This is a genomic window from Streptomyces sp. NPDC001204 (assembly GCF_053598035.1).
The window spans coordinates 58,603-76,764 of record NZ_JBSFJL010000027.1; the positions used below are offsets into that span (position 1 = coordinate 58,603).

General features: G+C 72.3%; 16 protein-coding genes. 8 read left to right on the forward strand and 8 right to left on the reverse strand.

What is annotated here, in order from left to right; translation table 11 throughout:
* Positions 1–671 precede the first annotated feature (671 nt).
* Entirely contained in the window at positions 672–1,718 is a 1,047-nt protein-coding gene (locus ACWC91_RS30000) for a LysR family transcriptional regulator (protein WP_450726108.1), read from the reverse strand.
* A 195-nt stretch (positions 1,719–1,913) separates the two neighbouring features.
* Here ACWC91_RS30000 and snpA point away from each other — a divergent pair, with 195 nt between their 5' ends.
* Positions 1,914–2,615 carry a snapalysin gene (gene snpA, locus ACWC91_RS30005; RefSeq protein WP_225079515.1) on the forward strand — a complete coding sequence of 234 codons (702 nt, stop codon included), beginning with the start codon at positions 1,914–1,916 and terminating at the stop codon, positions 2,613–2,615.
* A 58-nt stretch (positions 2,616–2,673) separates the two neighbouring features.
* On the opposite strand, the gene ACWC91_RS30010 is transcribed toward snpA, so the two are convergent.
* Entirely contained in the window at positions 2,674–4,080 is a 1,407-nt protein-coding gene (locus ACWC91_RS30010) for an amino acid permease (protein WP_376501118.1), read from the reverse strand.
* 348 nt (positions 4,081–4,428) lie between these two features.
* Here ACWC91_RS30010 and ACWC91_RS30015 point away from each other — a divergent pair, with 348 nt between their 5' ends.
* Positions 4,429–4,809, forward strand: coding sequence for a DUF2511 domain-containing protein (locus ACWC91_RS30015; RefSeq protein ID WP_225079517.1), 381 nt, complete (start codon positions 4,429–4,431; stop codon positions 4,807–4,809).
* Between the two features lie 102 nt (positions 4,810–4,911).
* Here ACWC91_RS30015 and ACWC91_RS30020 read toward each other — a convergent pair whose 3' ends face one another.
* A complete protein-coding gene (locus ACWC91_RS30020; protein ID WP_225079518.1) occupies positions 4,912–5,673 on the reverse strand; it encodes a DeoR/GlpR family DNA-binding transcription regulator in 762 nt (253 codons plus the stop codon).
* 396 nt (positions 5,674–6,069) lie between these two features.
* Here ACWC91_RS30020 and ACWC91_RS30025 point away from each other — a divergent pair, with 396 nt between their 5' ends.
* The 6 genes from ACWC91_RS30025 (at position 6,070) to ACWC91_RS30050 (ending at position 14,171) form a co-directional block, all read left to right on the forward strand.
* Positions 6,070–7,605 carry an APC family permease gene (locus tag ACWC91_RS30025; RefSeq protein ID WP_376501114.1) on the forward strand — a complete coding sequence of 512 codons (1,536 nt, stop codon included), beginning with the start codon at positions 6,070–6,072 and terminating at the stop codon, positions 7,603–7,605.
* A complete protein-coding gene (locus tag ACWC91_RS30030) occupies positions 7,602–9,035 on the forward strand; it encodes an FGGY family carbohydrate kinase (protein ID WP_225079520.1) in 1,434 nt (477 codons plus the stop codon). The genes ACWC91_RS30025 and ACWC91_RS30030 overlap by 4 nt, the downstream gene beginning before the upstream one ends.
* Positions 9,032–10,468 (forward strand): NAD(P)/FAD-dependent oxidoreductase, encoded by a 1,437-nt coding sequence (locus ACWC91_RS30035; protein ID WP_376501112.1) that lies wholly within the window; start codon positions 9,032–9,034, stop codon positions 10,466–10,468. Before ACWC91_RS30030 ends, ACWC91_RS30035 begins: the two co-directional genes overlap by 4 nt.
* Complete coding sequence (locus ACWC91_RS30040; protein WP_450643771.1) at positions 10,465–11,718, forward strand: NAD(P)/FAD-dependent oxidoreductase; 1,254 nt, start codon at positions 10,465–10,467, stop codon at positions 11,716–11,718. Before ACWC91_RS30035 ends, ACWC91_RS30040 begins: the two co-directional genes overlap by 4 nt.
* A gap of 153 nt (positions 11,719–11,871) precedes the next feature.
* Positions 11,872–13,380: a glycine betaine/L-proline transporter ProP gene (proP, locus tag ACWC91_RS30045; protein ID WP_450643770.1), complete on the forward strand. Its 1,509-nt coding sequence runs from the start codon at positions 11,872–11,874 to the stop codon at positions 13,378–13,380.
* A gap of 107 nt (positions 13,381–13,487) precedes the next feature.
* Positions 13,488–14,171 (forward strand): adenosylcobinamide amidohydrolase, encoded by a 684-nt coding sequence (locus ACWC91_RS30050; protein WP_450643769.1) that lies wholly within the window; start codon positions 13,488–13,490, stop codon positions 14,169–14,171.
* Between the two features lie 169 nt (positions 14,172–14,340).
* On the opposite strand, the gene paaE is transcribed toward ACWC91_RS30050, so the two are convergent.
* From paaE to paaA, 5 genes are read right to left on the reverse strand one after another with little or no spacing between them, the layout of a single operon-like run.
* Complete coding sequence (paaE, locus tag ACWC91_RS30055; protein ID WP_225080348.1) at positions 14,341–15,462, reverse strand: 1,2-phenylacetyl-CoA epoxidase subunit PaaE; 1,122 nt, start codon at positions 15,460–15,462, stop codon at positions 14,341–14,343.
* The gene (gene paaD, locus ACWC91_RS30060) at positions 15,462–15,974 is read right to left on the reverse strand and encodes a 1,2-phenylacetyl-CoA epoxidase subunit PaaD (RefSeq protein ID WP_141364782.1); all 513 of its coding nucleotides are present in this window, start codon (positions 15,972–15,974) and stop codon (positions 15,462–15,464) included. Before paaD ends, paaE begins: the two co-directional genes overlap by 1 nt.
* Complete coding sequence (gene paaC, locus ACWC91_RS30065; RefSeq protein ID WP_376501104.1) at positions 15,968–16,834, reverse strand: 1,2-phenylacetyl-CoA epoxidase subunit PaaC; 867 nt, start codon at positions 16,832–16,834, stop codon at positions 15,968–15,970. The genes paaD and paaC overlap by 7 nt, the downstream gene beginning before the upstream one ends.
* Positions 16,835–16,847: 13 nt before the next feature.
* Positions 16,848–17,150: a 1,2-phenylacetyl-CoA epoxidase subunit PaaB gene (gene paaB, locus ACWC91_RS30070; protein ID WP_225080350.1), complete on the reverse strand. Its 303-nt coding sequence runs from the start codon at positions 17,148–17,150 to the stop codon at positions 16,848–16,850.
* On the reverse strand, positions 17,147–18,160 hold the full coding sequence (paaA, locus tag ACWC91_RS30075; RefSeq protein ID WP_450643768.1) for a 1,2-phenylacetyl-CoA epoxidase subunit PaaA: 1,014 nt from the start codon (positions 18,158–18,160) through the stop codon (positions 17,147–17,149). Before paaA ends, paaB begins: the two co-directional genes overlap by 4 nt.
* Positions 18,161–18,162: the final 2 nt, after the last annotated feature.

An 18,162-nucleotide genomic window follows, 5' to 3' on the forward strand; every position in this document is an offset into this window, starting at 1 on the left:
CGGGTCAGGCACGGCGGGTCAGGCACGGCGCGCCAAGCACGGCGGGTCAGGCACGGCGCGCCAAGCACGGCGGGTCAGGCACGGCGCGCCACCGGCCCGGCCGGTTCCGGCGCCAGGCGCCCGGGCGGGAGGCCGCCGCCCGCGCCGGGTGGCGTCCGGTACGCGCGGCTGAGTACCGGGCGTCGGGACCGGCATCTTGTTGACGTCGGGCGTGGGTGGTTGTGCATCGGGCGTCGGGACCGGCGCTGGGGGCGTCGGGCGTGGGTGGCTGAGCCATGTGCGTTTGGACCGGCGCTGGGTGGCGGGCGGCATGGGTGGTTGTGTACAGGGCGTCGGGACCCGCACCGGGCGGTGAGGGCGCGGTTGGCTGAGCACCACGTGCCTGGACCCGCACCGGGTGGCTGAGTACCGGGCGTCGGGACCGGCACCTTGTCGACGTCGCGCGGGTGGCTGAGTACTGGGCGTCGGGACGGGTGCCTTGTCGGCGTCGCGCAGGCGGCAGGGCACCGCGTGCGAGGACCTCGGCGGAGCACCGCGTGCGCGAACCGCGTGCTGGGACCATGCGCGCGTCCCCGCCGTGTGCCCGGACCGTGTGCCCGGACCACGTGCTCGGACCGGGCGTCCCGGCCGTGCGTCCGGGGCGGTTGGGCCGTTCGTCGTGCCGGGATCGACTACGGGCCGACCGTCACCGGTCGTCTGCGGCGGAGGGCGTCCGCGTGCGTGTCCGCGCGGGACGGCTGTGCGACGCGGGCGGACTGAGGTCGAGGCGTGCCGCGCGGGTGAGCGGTCGCGCCGGAACGGGCCAGCCACTCCTGGTAGGCCGGCGCCTGATGGGCCGCCTCCCAGTAGGCCTCCTCCAACTCCTCGTAGGCGTGGTCGAGTTCGTCCTCGGTGCGGGCCGCGAGCAGCAGCCGTACCCCTATCGGATCACCCTCCAACGGGCGGATGGCGAGTTCGGCGCGTGGGCGCGCCGTGGGCTGACTGACCGTCACCACCTCGCCGGTGGCGGCCAGTGAGTACGCGGTGAGGTAGTCGCCGTGCAGCATGTCGGCCTCGATCCCCGCCTCGCGCAGCACGCGGCACAGGGCGTCCCATTCCCCGTCGACCGTGGAATCCACCATCCATCGGTCGCCCGCGAGGTCGGCGAGCCGCACCTCGGGCAGCGCGGCGGCCGGATGGTCGGCGGCGAGGGAGACGAACTGCGGTTCGCGCTCGACCAGTACGCGCAGACAGAGCCCGGGCGGGATGCGCAGCGGGCTGCCCTCGACCTCGTGCACGAAGGCCATGTCCAGCCGCCCCGCGGCGACCAGGCGCAGCAGGAAGTTCGCGGACGCGTCCATCTGGAGGGTGGGTTCGGTCCGCGGCACGCGGGTGCGCAGCAGGCGTAGCCAGCCCGGCAGGGCCCGGCTCGCGGTGGCGCCGATGCGCAGCCGTGTGCCGCCGGCGGCCCGGGCCGCGGCCGCCCGCGCCTCGGTGACGAGGGCGGCCAGTTCGGCTACGAGGGGTCTGGCCCGGCCCAGTACCGCGTGTCCCAGCGGCGTGGGGCGGCAGCCCGCACGGGTGCGCAGGAAGAGCTGCCCGCCGAGCGCGCGCTCGATGCGGCGCAGCTGGGTGCTCAACGAAGGCTGCGCCATGCCGAGTTGCCGAGCCGCCTGGTGCAGACTGCCGTGGTCGGCGATGGCGCACAGCACACGAAGGTGCCTCACCTCGAGCTCCATGGGAGGGAGCGTAGGGGGGCCCGTGACGCCGCACCAGACGTTCAAATCCCAACGGAACCAGCGGAATCGTACGAGTCGGCCCCGATAGCTCGGCGCTATCCCCGGTTGCCATCATCCGCAGGCCCGTTGGTGTGCCCGAAACTCCTGCGTGACCGATCGTTCACCACCCCACACGAACGAGTAGGAGCCCCCCACATGAAGGCGTCCCGCATGGCCTCCACGTCCACGAAGACCTCCAGGAGGCTGCTGGCCCTCGCGCTCGGCCTGGGTCTGGCCTCCGCCGCCCTGGGCACCGCGAGCCCGGCGAGCGCCAGGACCGACGACTCCGCGCCGTCCGCCTCCGCAGCCGCGTACGCGCGGTACGCCGGTTCCGCGGAGAGCGCCGCCAACAACAAGGCGTTCTTCGACGCCGTGCTGAAGTCGGTCGCCGAGAAGCAGGCCGCCCATCCGAGCCTCCAGGCGGTGACCGTCTCCTACAACGCGTCCCAGGCGCCGAGTTTCGCCTCGCAGATATCGAACGCGGCCTCCATATGGAACAGTTCCGTGTCCAACGTCAAGCTCCAGGCGACCTCGGGCAGCGCCGACTTCGCGTACTACGAGGGCAACGACTCGCGGGGCTCCTACGCCTCCACGAACGGCCACGGCAAGGGCTACATCTTCCTCGACTACGCGCAGAACCGGCAGTACGACTCGATCCGCGTCACCGCCCACGAGACCGGCCACGTGCTGGGCCTGCCGGACCACTACAGCGGCCCGTGCAGCGAGCTGATGTCGGGCGGCGGTCCCGGCACGTCCTGCACCAACCGCTACCCGGACGCCAACGAGCGCGCCCGCGTCAACCAGCTGTGGGCCAACGGCCTCGCGAAGGCCCTGAAGGAGCTGGCCAAGACGAACTGACGTCCCGCCCCCCACTGATGCGGGCCGCCCACCCCACAGGGCGGCCCGCATCGCGGGATCAGGCCGCCGCCCTGCTCCGGCGGGCGGCCATCACCGCGTAGACGAGGACGCCCGCGAAGAGGAACAGGACGCCCTGGTAGACCGCCGCGTACCCGGCGCCCGCGACGAGCCACAGCGAGAAGGCGGCCGCGCCGCCCGCCACCACGGCGTCGCGCACCAGCCGTGCCCGGTCGACCCGTTCGCGCCGCCCCGAGACGAGGTGGAAGATCTGCGCGGCGGTGGCCAGCAGGTACGGCACGGTCGCGGTGAACGTGGTGACGAGGACCAGGACCTCGAAGACCTTGGCCGAACCCGAGGTGTAGTTGTAGACGGTGAGCAGCGAGGCGAGGACGACGGTGACGGCGACGCCGAAGGTAGGGACGCCGCGCCGCCGGCGCGCGAACGCGGCGGGGAACAGTCCGTCCCGGGCGGCGGCGTACGGGGTCTGCGCGCTCAGCAGGGTCCAGCCGTTGAGGCAGCCGGTCATCGACACCAGCGCGGCGAGCGCGACGGCCCATCCGCCCCAGGAACCGCCGAACATGGCGTTCACGGCGTCCGAGAAGGGCGCGGTGGACTTCACCAGGCGATCGTGCGCCACCGTGCCGAACACCGAGAGCGTGCCCAGCAGATAGACGAGCGCCGCGCCCGTGGTCCCGATGACGGTGGCCCGTCCCACGTTGCGCCGGGCGTCCTCGACCTCGCCCGCGCTGACGGCCGCGGACTCCACGCCGAGATAGGAGAAGAGCAGGATCGCGGCGGCGGCGGACACCGCGCCGATCGTGCTGCCGCCGCCCTCGTGGAACGGTCCGAGGTTCTTCGGGTCGAAGAAGAACAGCCCGCCGACGGCGACGAGCAGCAGCGGCACGAACTTCAGCACGGTGGCGACGATCTGTACGGCGCCCACGTACCGGGTGCCCGCGAAGTTGGCGAGCGCGGGCAGCCATTGGAGGGTGAGCGCGGCCAGACACGCCGTCCAGCGGTGGCCGTTGACCGGGATCAGTACGTCGAGGTAGCCGACGGCGGCCACGGCGAGCGCCGCGTTCGACACCCAGGTGGTGATCCAGTACGCCCACGCGGCGAGGAAGCCGGCGAAGTCGCCGAAGGCCTCGCGGGCGTAGACGTAGGGTCCGCCGGTGCTCGGGTTGCGCTCGGCGAGGCGGCCGAAGACCAGCGCCAGGGCGATGGCGCCGAGGGTCAGGACACCGAAGGCGACCAGGCTGACCGTGCCGTACGGGGCGACGGAGGCCGGGAGCAGGAAGATCCCGCCGCCGATGATGTTGCCCATGACCAGGGCGGTGGCGACGGGCAGCCCGAAGCGCCGGGCGTGCCGGCCGGAGTTCCCGGTGGGGTCCTCGGCGGGGGTGTGGGCCGCGGGGGTCTCCCGCGGTGCCGGAGCCGACGGGGGGACGGTTCCGGTGACGTGCATGGGGTGGTGCGCCTCTCTTCGAACTGGTGCCCGGGATGGCCGGGGCGGACCCCATGGTCGGCCATGGTCCGACACGGCTCCAAATCGCACACTTTTGTCCTGTATCGACTGGTGCGGCACCGCAAAAGATGAGCCACCGTGGGCCCCTGGCCGCCAATTGTTTCGCGTCGTCCCCGCCCTCCGGCGGAACCGCCGCCCCCTGTCCGGCCGGACCGCGGACCCCCTGCCCATGGCCGCCGCTTCAACCGACCGTCACGATCCCATCACAGAGCCGACATCACATCCGCCATTGTTGTTAACCGGCCAGATGATGTTGTTTCCAGCCCCACGACATGTCCAAGGGGGATCATGCGCATCCGTGTCACCGCCGTTGCGGCCGCAGTCTTCGGTTGTCTCGCCCTGACCGGCTGCACCGACGGCACCGGCACCGCCGACCGCAAAACCACCGACAACGCCGAGTCCGCCACCACCCAGGGCGACGACGACTCGACGGGCTACATCACCGAACGGACCATCACCCCTTGGCCGTTCACCGTCGCCTCCGGCAACCTCGCCTGCGCCGGCGAGGCCGTCACCTTCATCACCGCCGAAGGTACCTACGGTCTCAACAGCCGTGCCCGGCAGAAGCACCCCGGCCCCGACCCCATCTGGGCCGGCGACCCCAACAACCCCGGCAAGAACATCTCCCTGGACGCGGTCATCAACCGCGGCCTGGAGCTCTGCAAGTAGTCCGGCCCCGCCTTCCGCTCCGGGCGCCCCACCCCTGGCGCCCGTGGCGGCGGCCCGGGCTCGCCGGCCCCTGCCGTGCGGGCCGGCCGGAGTCCGGGCGGATCAGCCCACGACGACCGTCGCCCCGGCCCGGGTGAGGGCGGTGCGCAGATCGGCCGGGCAGGGCTGGTCGGTGATGAGGGTGTCGAAGCCGTCCAGCTCGCACACGCGATGGGCGGCCGTGCGGCCAAACTTGCTCGAGTCGGCCAGCACATAGCGGTGGGAGGCGTTGGCGAGCATGGTCCGCTTGGTGGCGACCTCGTCGAGGTGGAAGTCGGTGAGGCCGTAGGGGGCTATCCCGCCGGACCCGAGGAAGACGGCGTCCGCGCGCAGGTTGCCGAAGAACTCCACCGCCTGGGCGTTCGAGCAGGCGAGGTCGCCCGCCCTGAGTCGACCGCCGCTGACCAGGACCTCCACCCGGGGGCGTGTGCTGACCTCCGCGGCCACGAGCAGGGACGGGGTCGCGATGACCCCGGCGTGGTCGGCGGGCAGTGCGCGGGCCACCTCCAGGGCCGTGGTGCCGACGTCGATGACGACGGTCTGGTTCGGCTCGATGAGCGCCGCCGCCGCCCGGCCGATGTTCTCCTTCTCCAGGGCGAGGCTGCCGCTGCGTTCACTGAAGGGCGCCTCCTCCCCGACCGGTGCCTGGGTGCTGGTGGCGCCGCCGTGAACCCGGGAGAGCTCACCGCGCCGCTCGAGCAGGGCGAGGTCCCTGCGGACCGTTTCGTGGGAGACGCCGAGCAGCGTGGTCAGGTCGTCGGTGGTGACGAACTTCAGCCGGGCGATCTCGGCGACGATTCTGCGGTGGCGCTCGGCGGCGAGCACGTCCCACCTCCTTGGGCGAGTGACCGTTTCTGTGGATCTGTGACTGCATTCTACGGGCGGCAGGCGCCGGGTCGAGCCGAGCTCCCCCCGCCTTCGTGCATGCCTGCATGCCTCCGCCGTCGCTGTGCACGGTGAACAACCCTTGACGAGAGACGGGCAAGGGTCCACACTTCCGGTAACGCGCGGTCAAGGATCCACAAAACCGGTCACGTGGTGGGTTGCCGAGACCGCTTCGGCCGCGGCCCTGTGCACCATCGCGGGCCCCGCCGCCGCACAGCGGACAGGCCCCGGCAGACCCCGCGCGGGGCGTGTCCGCACAGCCGACCGAGTTCGGTTGCTCACGTTCACTGGCTCTCGCACTCCACGGCGGGGCACTCTGAAGCAGGGAAAAGAGTCATGGCACACGCAGAATCAGGTCCCCACAGATCAGGAACGGGCGCCCCGGTCGAGGGCGAGCCCAAGCCGCGGATGGCGCGGGAGCTCGGCTGGTACGCCTCGTTCTCCGTGGCCTTCGGGTTCGTCTCCATCGCCACCGGCATCTTCACCACCTACGGCTCGGTGCTCGCGACCTCCGGCCCGCGGGGCATCTGGGCATGGCCGATCTCCGTGGTCGGCCAGCTCTCCATCGCCCTGGTCTTCGGCGCCCTCGCCGCACGCATCCCGATCAGCGGCTACTCGTACCAGTGGGTGTCACGGATCGTGGGCCCGGTATGGGGCTGGATCATGGGATGGATCTCGTTCGCCTTCCTGGGCGTGGTCCTGGTCGCCGTCGACTACACGATCGCCTCCACCATCCTTCCGGAGCTGTTCCGCTACGTCGGCACCACACAGAACGCCTGGGTGATCACCGCCGGCGTCGTACTGCTCCAGGCCCTCCTCGTCGCCGCCTCCACCCGCACCACCCACCGGGTCAACAGCGTGGCCGTGACGGTGCAGCTCGTCGGCATGATCGCCCTGACCGTGCTGCTGTTCGTGGTGGGCGCCTTCACCGGCAAGCTCGACCTCGGGCACCTCTTCGACACCGGGACCGTCCCCGAGAGCGGCTACTACGCCCTGGGCGGCGGCACCACGGCCGGACCGTTCGCCCTGGCGTTCCTGCTCGGCGCGTTCACCATCGTCGGCTTCGAGTCGGCGGCCAACCTCGCCGAGGAGACCAAGAACCCGGCCCGGGTCATCCCCAAGGCCATGGTCCAGGCCGTGCTCTCGCTGGGCGTGCTCGGCTTCCTGTTCCTGGTCGCGGTCACCGCGGCGGCCGGCCGGGTCGACGGTGTCGGCGCGTCGGCCACTCCCGTGGCCACCGTCATCACCGCCGTGCTCGGCTCGGTCGTCGGCAAGATCCTGCTGGTCCTGGTCGTCGTGTCGATCTTCTCCTGCGGACTGGTGATCACCCTCAGCGGCACCCGGCTGGTCTACGCGATGTCCCGCGACGAGCGCTTCCCCGGCTGGCGGCTGCTGCGGCGCCTCGACCGGCGTACCGCCACGCCCCTGAACGCCTCACTGTTCATGATGCTCATCGCGCAGATCATCCTCGCGGTCTTCTCCCGCTCCACCGACGCGCTGTTCCAGTTGTTCTCCGCCGGCACCCTGCTGCCCGCCCTCATCTACGCCGGAACCGTCGCGATGTACGCCGTCAAGCGCCGTTCCCTGCCCGCGTCCCAGGGCTTCTCGCTGGGCCGCTGGGAAGTGCCGGTGCTGGTCGTCGCGGGCATCTGGCTGGTGTACGAGCTGCTGATCTTCCGGGATGCTTCCTTCCGTGCCCCATGGACCTACGTTCTCGTGCTGTTCGCGATCGGTGCCGTCTACTTCACGGGTCTGCTGATGCGGCGCGGGCGGGACGGGCTGACCATGCCGGACATGGCCGACGTCGACCGCGCCCTGGACGCCGTCGACGGCACGTCCGCGGACGCCGCCGCGGAAGGGAGCGCACGATGACCGCGATCCTCGCCATCGACCAGGGCACCTCGGGCACGAAGGCCATCGTGGTCGACCCCGAGGAGGGCACCGTCGCCATCGCCGAGGAGACCGTCCGCCCCACCTATCTGAACGGCGGCGGGGTCGAGCAGAACCCGCACGAGCTGCTCGACTCCGTCCTCAACGCCGGCCGCCGCGCCGTGAGCGCGGCCGGCCGTCCGATCGCCTGCGTGGCCCTCGCCAACCAGGGCGAGACGGTCCTGGCCTGGGACCCGGCCACCGGAACACCCCTGACCCAGGCGCTCGTGTGGCAGGACCGGCGCGCGCAGACCGTCTGCGACGAACTGGCCGAGCACGCCGAGAGCGTCGCCCGGCGCACCGGCCTCGTCCTCGACCCGTACTTCTCCGCGCCCAAGATGGCCTGGCTGCGGCGCAACCTCACCCGCGACGGGGTGGTGACGACCACCGACACCTGGCTGGTGCACCACCTCACGGGGGAGTTCGTCACCGACGCCTCCACCGCCAGCCGCTCACTCGTCCTCGACCTGGACACCGCCGCCTGGGACGAGGGACTCCTGGACCTGTTCGGCCTCGGCGGCGAACGGCTGCCCCGCATCGCCGCCTGCGACGAGGTCGTCGGCACCACCCGGGCCTTCGGCCAGGAGGTGCCGGTGGCCGGGCTGATCGTCGACCAGCAGGCGGCCCTGGTCGCGGAGCGCTGCCTGGAGCCGGGCACCGCGAAATGCACGTACGGCACCGGCGCGTTCCTGCTGGCGAACACCGGCCTGAACCCGGTGCGCTCCAGCGCCGGACTGACCACCTCGGTGGCCTGGCGGGCGGCCGGACGGACGCCGTACTGCGTGGACGGCCAGGTCTACACCGTCGCCTCGGCGGTGCGCTGGCTCCAGGACCTCGGCCTCATCCAGTCCGCGACCGACCTGGACACGCTGGCGGCGGCCGACGCCGAAGGGGTGCTGTGCGTGCCCGCGTTCGCCGGCCTCGCCGCCCCCTGGTGGGCACCGGAGGCCACCGCCTCCTTCACCGGCATGACCCTGGCCAGCCGACGCGAACACCTCGTCCTCGCCGTGCTCCAGGGAATCGCCGCGCAGGTCGCCGAGCTGGGCAGCCTGGTCGCCAAGGACCTCGGCCGGCCCCTGACCCGGCTGCGCGCGGACGGCGGACTGACCAACTCCGCCGTGCTCATGCAGGCCCAGGCCGACATCGCGCAGATGCCGGTCGACATCTACCCCCACGCCCACGCCACCCCCCTGGGGGCGGCCGCACTGGCCCGCTGCGCCCTCGATCCGGCGCTCGGGCTCGAAGAAGCCGTCGGCGACTGGCAGCCGACCACCGTTTACGAACCCCGCTGGTCCGCCGACCGGGCCGAGGAGTTCCGCACCGCATGGGCGCAGGCCGCGACGGCCCGCGCCACCGAGGGAGACCATTCATGACCGCCACCCCGCACCGCCCCCACGACGACGTCTTCGACGTCGCGGTGATCGGCGGAGGCATCGTCGGCGCGGCGATCGCACGCGAACTGTCCGGCTACGACGTCCGCGTCGCGCTGCTCGACGCCCGCGACGACGTCGGCGACGCCACCAGCAAGGCGAACACCGCGATCCTGCACACCGGCTTCGACGCCAAACCCGGCACACTCGAATCCCGCCTGGTCGCCCGCGGCTACCACCTGCTGAGCGCCTACGCCGAAGCCACCGGCATCCCCGTCGAACACACCGGTGCCGTCCTGGTGGCCTGGACCGACGAAGAACTCGGCGCGCTGCCCGGACTGAAGGAGAAGGCCGAGGCCAACGGCTACACACACTGCCGGATCATCGACGCCGACGACGTCTACCGGCTGATCCCCGACCTCGGCGAGGGAGTCCTGGGCGGGCTGACCGTGCCGGACGAGTCCATCATCTGCACCTGGACCACGAACCTCGCCCTGGCCACCGACGCCCGGCAGCGCGGCACCGCGATCCTGCTCGAACACGCGGTGACAGGCGTCGACGAAGGGGACGAGACGACCACCCTGCACACCTCGGCCGGTGACGTACGGACCCGCTGGGTGGTGAACGCCGCCGGTCTCGGCGCCGACCACGTCGACCGGCTCTTCGGCCACGACCGCTTCACCGTCACTCCCCGCCGCGGTGAACTCTTCGTCTTCGACAAGCTCACCCGCCCCATGGTGAACAAGATCGTGCTCCCGGTGCCCACCTCCCGGGGCAAGGGCGTACTGATCTCCCCGACCATCTACGGCAACGTCATGCTCGGCCCCACCGCCGAGGACCTCACCGACCGCACCGACACCGCCACCTCCGAGGACGGTTTCGACTTCCTGCTCACCAAGGGCGAACGCCTCATGCCGCGCCTGCTGGCCGAAGAGGTCACCGCCAGCTACGCCGGGCTGCGCGCCGCGATCGACCACCCCGACTACCTCATCGAGGCCACCCCCCGGCAGCGCTACCTCCTCATCGGCGGGATCCGCTCCACCGGCCTGACCGCCGGCATCGCCATCGCCGAACACGCCCGCACCCTGCTGGAGGAGGCCGGCCTGGCCCTGCGCCCGCGCGCAGACCTGCCCGAGCCGCCGCGGATGCCCAACATCGGCGAAGCCACCCAGCGCCCCTACCAGGACGCCGGCCTCATCGCCCGCGACCCCGCCTACGGCACCATCGTCTGCTTCTGCGAGCGGGTCACCGAGGGCGAGATCCGCGACGCCTGCCACGCCCCGGTACCCGCCCGCAGCCTGGAGGGACTGCGCCGCCGCACCCGCGCGATGAACGGCCGCTGCCAGGGCTTCTTCTGCGGCGCGGCCGTCGCAGCCCTGCGCGAGAAGCACCACACCCACGACGGCTGCCGCAGCCAGCACAAGGACAACCGATGACCCACCAGCCGCCCCTGACCACGCCCGACGTCCTCATCATCGGCGGCGGGCCCGCGGGCCTGACCGCCGCGGCCGAACTGGCCGGACGCCGGGCCGGCCGTGTCCTCGTCGTCGACCGGGAGCAGGACGCCGGCGGCATCCCCCGGCACAGCGACCACACCGGCTACGGCGTGCGCGACCTGCGCCGCGTGATGACCGGACCCGCCTACGCCCGCCACCTCGTGCGGCAGGCCACCCTGGCCGGAGCGGAGATCCGCACCCGCACCATGGTCACCGGCTGGGCCGACGAGGACACCGTCGACGTCACCAGCCCCGACGGCCGCTACCGCATCCGGCCGCGGGCCATCGTGCTGGCCACCGGCGCCCGCGAACGGCCCCGCACAGCACGCCGCATCCCCGGCGATCGCCCCCACGGCGTCTACACCACCGGCCAGTTGCAGAACCTCGTCCACCTGCACCACCAGCCCGTCGGCGAGCGGGCCGTCATCGTCGGCGGCGAACTCGTCAGCTGGTCCGCGGCCGTCACCCTGCGCGAGGCCGGCTGCACCCCCGCCCTCATGGTCAGCCAGTACCCGAAGGCGGAGTCCTACGCCGCCTTCAACGCGGCCGGACGCACCGTGCTGCGCGTCCCCGTCGCCACCCGCGCCCGTGTCACCCGCGTCATCGGCAAGGGCCGTTGCCAGGCCGTGGAGATCGAGCACCTCGACACCGGGCGGCGCCGCACGGTCGCCTGCGACACCGTCGTCTTCACCGGCGACTGGATCCCCGACCACGAACTCGCCCGCTCCGCCGGCATCACCCTCGACGAAGGCACCCTCGGCCCGCTCACCGACACGGCGCTGCGCACCAGCCGCCCCGGCGTCTTCGCCGCCGGCAATCTGCTGCACCCAGTCGACACCGCCGACGTCGCCGCCCTCGACGGCAGGCACGTCGCCCAGCAGGTCGTCCACCACCTGAACGGCGAGGACCGGCCGGCCGAGGGCGTCCGGCTGACCGCCGACGCCCCCTTCCGCTGGGTCGCCCCGCAGATCCTGCGGCCGAACGACCCCGCGCCCGCCAGGGGGCGCCTGCTGCTGTGGACCGACGAGTTCGTCCGCTTCCCCAAGGTGACCGTCCGTCAGGACCGACGAACCCTCGCCCGCCGAACCCTCGCCTGGCCGGCCGCGCCCGGCCGCGTCTTCCGCGTCCCCGCCGGCCTGCTCGACGGCGTCTCGCCCACCGGAGGCCCGGTCCACATCGGTCTGCACTGATCCCGGGACCGTCGCTCGCGGGCACACCCGGTGCCCGTGTGGGGAAAGTCGCTCTCTCCCGGGTGAACCGTTTGCTGCCGGCATGAGTGAGCAAGCGGACCCATGGACGTCTGCTCGCCCAGGAGACGCCCGGGAGAGAGGAGAAGACCCCAGATGGTGGACAAGGAAGCCGGGGCCGCCGCGGCGGATGCCGATCCCGAGGCCCTCAAACGCCACCGCACGCTGTTCAGGGCCGTCAGACGGCGCCGGAACCCTCCACTGCGGCGCACCGACATCACCGTCACCGACGAGGCCGCCGTCCAGCGGGCCGTGAAGGCCGCCTCGCTCGGCAACGCCATGGAGTGGTTCGACTTCGGCATCTACAGCTACCTGGCGGTCACCATCGGGCACGTGTTCTTCCCGTCCGGGAACGGCACCGTCCAGCTGCTGTCGTCGTTCGCGACCTTCGCGGTGTCCTTCCTGGTGCGTCCCCTGGGCGGCATGGTCTTCGGCCCGATGGGCGACAGGATCGGCCGCAAGAAGGTCCTCGCCCTGACCATGATCATGATGGCCGTCGGCACGTTCGCCATCGGCCTGATCCCGTCCTACGCCACCATCGGCTTCTGGGCCCCGGTCCTGCTGATCCTCTTCCGGCTGGTGCAGGGCTTCTCCACGGGCGGTGAGTACGGAGGCGCGTCCACGTTCATCGCCGAGTACGCGCCGGACCGGCGGCGAGGCTTCTTCGGGAGCTTCCTCGAACTCGGCACGCTGGCCGGTTACGTCGGCGCGGCCGGCCTGGTGACGCTCCTGACCGCGCTGCTCGGCAATGACGGCATGGACTCCTGGGGCTGGCGCGTACCGTTCCTCGTCGCCGGCCCGATCGGGCTGATCGGCCTGTACCTGCGGCTGCGACTGGACGAGACGCCCGCATTCCGGAAACTGGAGGACGACTCCGTGCACCGGGCGTCCGAGGCGGCCTCCACCGTCGAGGCGACCGCCAGGGGAGACGTGGCGAGGATCTTCCGGAACCACTGGCCGACGCTCGTCCTGTGCGTCTGCCTGGTCGGCGCCTACAACATCACCGACTACATGCTGCTGTCGTACATGCCGACCTACCTGTCGGACCGGATGGGGTACTCCGAGACGCACGGCCTGCAGATCCTCATCGCCACCATGGTGGTGCTGATGCTGCTGATCAACCAGGTCGGCAGGCTGTCGGACCGGCTCGGCCGGAAACCGGTCCTGATGACCGGCATGCTCGGCTTCCTGCTGCTCTCCGTCCCGGCGTTCCTGCTCGTCGAGCAGGGCAGCCTGGTCGCGGTGTCCGCGGGGATGCTGATGCTGGGCCTGTCGCTGGTGTGCCTGCTCGGGACGATGTCCGCGGCGCTGCCCGCCCTGTTCCCCACCCAGGTGCGCTACGGCTCGCTGTCCATCGGCTACAACCTCTCCGCCTCCCTCTTCGGCGGGACGACCCCTCTGGTGATCACCGCACTGATCTCGCTCACGGGCAGCGACCTGATGCCCGCGTACTACTCCATGGCCGCGGCGCTCGTCGGCGTGATCTCGGTGGCGTGCATGAAGGAGACGGCCCGCCGACCGCTGGAGGGCTCCCCGCCGTCCGTCGCGACCCCGGAGGAGGCCGCGGAACTGGTCGAGAGCCGGGCACCGCTGCCCAAGTTCTGACCGGCCGCCGCGAGAGTGCGGGCGGGCAGCCGGACCCGGGCCGTAGGCCCCGGGTCCCTCCGCGTACGATCAGCGGGCCCGTTCCGTCAGCAAGGAGTGCCGAGTCCGTGACCTCCGTCGTCGCGCCGTCCACGGCTGCCGGCCTGCCGGCCCCGCGGTGGCTGACCCGCACCGAGGACGGGCTGCGGCTGCCCGCGCTGCTGTGGCACGCCGGCCCGGGATGGCGGATGATCAGCAACGCCGTGCTCGGCGGCGGCATCGGAGAGCGCGGCTGGATCCTCAACGCGCAGGTGGCCCACGGCTATCGGCGCACCGACCCCGAACGCCACCTGGCCGGCCTGGCCGACGCGGCCGGCCTGCACGGCCCCGGCGTCGGCCTCATGACCGCCGCCGACATCGCGGCTCACGGCAGCGCGGGCGACGGCGGAGCCACCGCGGTCGCCACCGCGGGCGTCCGGGTACGTGGTTGGGCCGCTTCCCCGGCCGCGGGAACGACCGGCCCGAACGCGCCCGGCACCATCAACGTCGTCGCCGCGCTCCCGGCCGCCCTGTCGGACGCCGCACTGGTCAACGCCGTGGTCACCGCGACCGAGGCCAAGGTCCAGGCGCTGCTGGAGGCGGGCTACGACTGCTCCGGCACCCCCACCGACGCCGTGTGCGTGGCCGCCCGTACGCCGGGCGCCGGCGACGAACTCCACACCTTCGCCGGACCACGCTCGCTCTGGGGCGCCCGCCTGGCGCGCGCCGTGCACCGGGCGGTGAGTGAGGCCCTGCCGACTCCCGGGGAGTGAGGAGCGGAGCACGCCGCGACTGCCCCCGGATGCCGGGTTCCGGCGTGGAGGGCGCCTCACCGAGAGCAACGCGGCCGCCGAACCGACGAGTTCGAACCCGTACGGGACGCCCGGCTGACAGGCGGCCGCCACCGCGCCTCCGGCGCCGCCCACGACGCTCAGGTGGGTCTCAGCTGTCGAAGTCGACGGTCAGGGAGTCGGACACGGGGAACGTCTGGCAGGTCAGGACGTAGCCGGCGTCGACCTCGGAGGGCTCCAGCGCGTAGTTGCGGCGCATGTCGGCCTCGCCGTCGGTGACCAGCGCGCGGCAGGTGCCGCACACGCCGCCCTTGCAGGCGAAGGGCATGTCGGGGCGTACCCGCGTCGCCCCGTCCAGGATCGTCGTCTCGCGGGAGAGCGGGGACGTGGTGGAGCGGCCGTCGAGTGTGATGGTGACCTGGCTGACCGGGCCGTCGCCCGTGGCGTCCTCGTGGCGGACCGTGCGGATCGGCTCGTCGTCGGCGAAGAACAGTTCCTGGTGGACGCGGTCCGCCGGGACGCCGAGGTCCCCGAGCAGCTTCTGCGCGTCGCGGACCATGCCGTGCGGGCCGCACAGCCACCAGTGGTCGGCGCTCTTCACGTCGACGAGCCCGTCGATGAGCGCGGCCAGGCGCTCGGCGTCCAGGCGCCCCGAGAGGATTTCGGCCTCGCGCGGTTCGCGGGACAGGACGTGCCCGAGCTGGAAGCGGGTGGGGTAGAGGTCCTTCAGGTCGGCGAGCTCGTCGGCGAACATCACCGTGTCGGTACGGCGGTTGCCGTAGAAGAGGGTGACCCGGGAGCGGGAGTCGGCGGCCAGCACGGACTCGGCGATGGACATCATCGGGGTGATGCCGGAGCCGGCGGCGATCAGGACGTGGTGGCCCGGTTCGGCGAGGTCGGGGGTGAAGGCGCCGGTGGGGGCCATCACCTCGATGGTGTCGCCGGGGCGGACCTCCTCCACCAGCCAGGAGGAGAACAGGCCGCCGGGCACCACGCGCACGCCGATGCGGGGGCGGGCGCCGACGGGGGAGCAGATGGAGTACGACCGGCGCTCGTCGCGCCCGTCGACCTCGCGGCGCAGCGTGAGCGACTGGCCGGGCCGGTAGGCGAACTCCTGCGCCAGCTCCTCGGGTACGTCGAAGCTGACGGCGACCGCGTCTGCGCACAGCGGCTGCACCGCGGCGACCCGCAGCGGATGGAAGGCCGGACGGCGGCGCCGCCGCGCGGGGGCGGCGGACGCGTCGGTCTCCGTCGTCGTGGTGGTCGGAGCCATCAGATCTCCTTGACGTACTCGAACGGCTCAAGACAGCTGCGGCAGCGCCACAGTGCCTTGCAGGAGGTGGCGGCGAAGCGGGACGTCTCCTCGGTGTCCGACGACCCGCAGCGGGGGCACGCCACCGCCCGCCGGATGGCGGACAGCTCCAGCGGCACGGGGCCGCCGGAGCGGCGGGGCGCGCTGCCGGGAGGCGCGATGCCCGCCTCGGTGAGCTTGCGCCGGCCCTCGGCGGTGATCCAGTCCGTCGTCCACGGCGGGTCGAGGACGGTACGGATCTCCACCCGCGCGAACCCGGCCGCACGCAGCCGCGCGGCCACGTCGGCGCGCATCTCCGCCATCGCGGGACAGCCGGAGTAGGTGGGGGTCAGCCCGGCGACCACCGTGCCGTCCGGCCGCAGCTCGACGGCGCGCAGCACGCCGAGGTCGGCCAGGGTGAGCATGGGCAGCTCCGGGTCCGGGACCTGCTCGGCCACGTGCCGCGCACGCCGCTCGTCCAGTGCCGTCACCATGTCGCCTCCGGGTGCGCGCGGGCCACGCCCTGCAACTCCTCCAGCAGCGGAGCCAGATGCTCGGTGTGGTCGCCTTCCCGGCCCTGACCGGGCAGCGCCTCGGCCTCGGGCAACTCCAGTCCGGCGGCGTCGAGGACCTGCCCGAGCACGGCCGCCGTCTCCTCCCGCACGTCCGCCGGGTCGACGCCGAAGTCCGGTCGCGGTGCGAAGAGTTCGGCCGTGTACGGGGTGACGGCGGCCAGCGCCGCCCGCATCCGCCGGTGGGACTCCTCCGTGCCGTCGCCCAGGCGCACCACCCAGTCCGCCGCGAACTGCCGGTGGTAGGCGAGCTCGTTGACGCCCTTGGCGGCGATCGCCCTCAGGACCGGGTCCTGCGTGGTGGCGGCGAGCCGCTGGAAGACGGCCAGGCGCCAGCAGGACAGGACCAGCAGCCGGGTGACGGAGAACGCGAAGTCCCCGTTGGGGAGTTCGGCGAGCCGGACGTTGCGGAAGTCCGCCGCGTCCCGGAAGTAGGCGTAGGCGTCCTCGTCCCGGCCGGTGCCGTCGGCCTGGCCGGCGCGTGCGTACAGCAGCCGTGCCTGGCCGAGCAGGTCGAGGCCGATGTTGGCAAGGGCGACCTCCTCCTCCAGCTCCGGGGCCCGGGTGCACCACTGGGCCAGGCGCTGCGCACCGACCAGGGCGTCGTCGCCGAGGGCGAGGCAGTACGCGGCCAGCTCGGCGGCCTCGACCGAGTCCGGCACGGTGGTGTCGACGCCGTGCAGCGGGTCCTCGAAACCGGTGCCGAAGGCCCAGCGGGCGTCCGACTCCCCGTGGTCCTCGGCCAGGGACAGGTAGACGTGGTCGTCGGTGACGTCGCTCATGTCCGTCCTGCTCCTAGATGTGCGGGACATCGTCGGGGATGTCGTAGAAGGTGGGGTGCCGGTAGACCTTGTCGGCGCTGGGCGCGAAGAAGGGGTCCTTCTCGTCGCGGGTGGAGGCGGCTATGTGCTCCGAGCGCACCACCCAGATGCTCACGCCCTCGTTGCGCCGGGTGTACAGGTCGCGGGCGTGGCTGAGCGCCATGGCGTCGTCGGCCGCGTGCAGCGAGCCGACGTGCACGTGGTTCAGGCCGCGCTTGCCGCGGACGAACACCTCGTACAGCGGCCAGCTGTCCTTCGTCCCCTCGGTGTTGCTCATGCCGCCGTTCCTTCCTCGTTGTTCCGGGCGTCCCGGGTGGCCCCGGACCGGGCGTCCCGCTTGGCCGCGTGCGCGGACGCCGCCTCACGCACCCAGGCACCGTCCTCGTGCGCGGCCTTCCGCCGTGCCACACGTTCCTCGTTGCACGGCCCGTCGCCGCTGATCACACGCTTGAGCTCGGACCAGTCGGGGGTGCCGAAGTCGTGGCGGCCGCGCTCCTCGTTCCAGCGCAGTTCGGGGTCCGGCAGAGTGACGCCCAGCTTGGCGGCCTGCGGGACGGTCATGTCGACGAAGCGCTGGCGCAGTTCGTCGTTGCTGTGCCGCTTGATCTTCCAGGCCATCGAGGCGGCTGAGTTGGGGGAGTCGCCGTCGGGCGGGCCGAACATCATCAGGGACGGCCACCACCACCGGTCCACCGCGTCCTGCACCATCTCGCGCTGGGCGTCGGTGCCGCGCATCATCGTCATCAGCAGTTCGTAGCCCTGCCGCTGGTGGAACGACTCCTCCTTGCAGATCCGCACCATGGAGCGGGCGTAGGGGCCGTACGAACTGCGGCACAGCGGCACCTGGTTGCAGATCGCCGCGCCGTCGACGAACCAGCCGATCACGCCGACGTCGGCGAAGGTCGGCGTCGGGTAGTTGAAGATCGACGAGTACTTCTGCCGGCCCTCGATGAGGCGGTCGGTGAGGTCGGCGCGGTCGGCGCCCAGGGTCTCGGCCGCCGAGTACAGGTACAGGCCGTGCCCGGCCTCGTCCTGGACCTTCGCGAGGAGGATGGCCTTGCGGCGCAGCGAGGGGGCCCTGGTGATCCATTCGCCCTCGGGCTGCATCCCGATGATCTCCGAGTGGGCGTGCTGCGCGATCTGCCGGATCAGCGTCCTGCGGTAGCCCTCGGGCATCCAGTCCCGGGGCTCGATCCGCTGGTCCTTCGCGATCGTCGCGTCGAACTGCTCCTGGAGCCGCTGCTCCGCGCTGTCGCCGCTCGACACTGCGCCGTGTGACGTGGTCATCG

Coding starts and splice junctions, on each gene's coding strand:
- ACWC91_RS30015 (WP_225079517.1), top strand. CDS start 4,429: ATGCGCATCCGTGTCACCGCCGTTGCGGCCGCAGTCTTCGGTTGTCTC.
- paaC (WP_376501104.1), bottom strand. CDS start 16,834: ATGAGCGACGTCACCGACGACCACGTCTACCTGTCCCTGGCCGAGGAC.
- paaE (WP_225080348.1), bottom strand. CDS start 15,462: ATGGCTCCGACCACCACGACGACGGAGACCGACGCGTCCGCCGCCCCC.
- ACWC91_RS30035 (WP_376501112.1), top strand. CDS start 9,032: ATGACCGCCACCCCGCACCGCCCCCACGACGACGTCTTCGACGTCGCG.
- ACWC91_RS30030 (WP_225079520.1), top strand. CDS start 7,602: ATGACCGCGATCCTCGCCATCGACCAGGGCACCTCGGGCACGAAGGCC.
- ACWC91_RS30000 (WP_450726108.1), bottom strand. CDS start 1,718: ATGGAGCTCGAGGTGAGGCACCTTCGTGTGCTGTGCGCCATCGCCGAC.
- paaB (WP_225080350.1), bottom strand. CDS start 17,150: ATGAGCAACACCGAGGGGACGAAGGACAGCTGGCCGCTGTACGAGGTG.
- ACWC91_RS30025 (WP_376501114.1), top strand. CDS start 6,070: ATGGCACACGCAGAATCAGGTCCCCACAGATCAGGAACGGGCGCCCCG.
- paaA (WP_450643768.1), bottom strand. CDS start 18,160: ATGACCACGTCACACGGCGCAGTGTCGAGCGGCGACAGCGCGGAGCAG.
- snpA (WP_225079515.1), top strand. CDS start 1,914: ATGAAGGCGTCCCGCATGGCCTCCACGTCCACGAAGACCTCCAGGAGG.
- paaD (WP_141364782.1), bottom strand. CDS start 15,974: ATGGTGACGGCACTGGACGAGCGGCGTGCGCGGCACGTGGCCGAGCAG.
- proP (WP_450643770.1), top strand. CDS start 11,872: ATGGTGGACAAGGAAGCCGGGGCCGCCGCGGCGGATGCCGATCCCGAG.
- ACWC91_RS30010 (WP_376501118.1), bottom strand. CDS start 4,080: ATGCACGTCACCGGAACCGTCCCCCCGTCGGCTCCGGCACCGCGGGAG.
- ACWC91_RS30040 (WP_450643771.1), top strand. CDS start 10,465: ATGACCCACCAGCCGCCCCTGACCACGCCCGACGTCCTCATCATCGGC.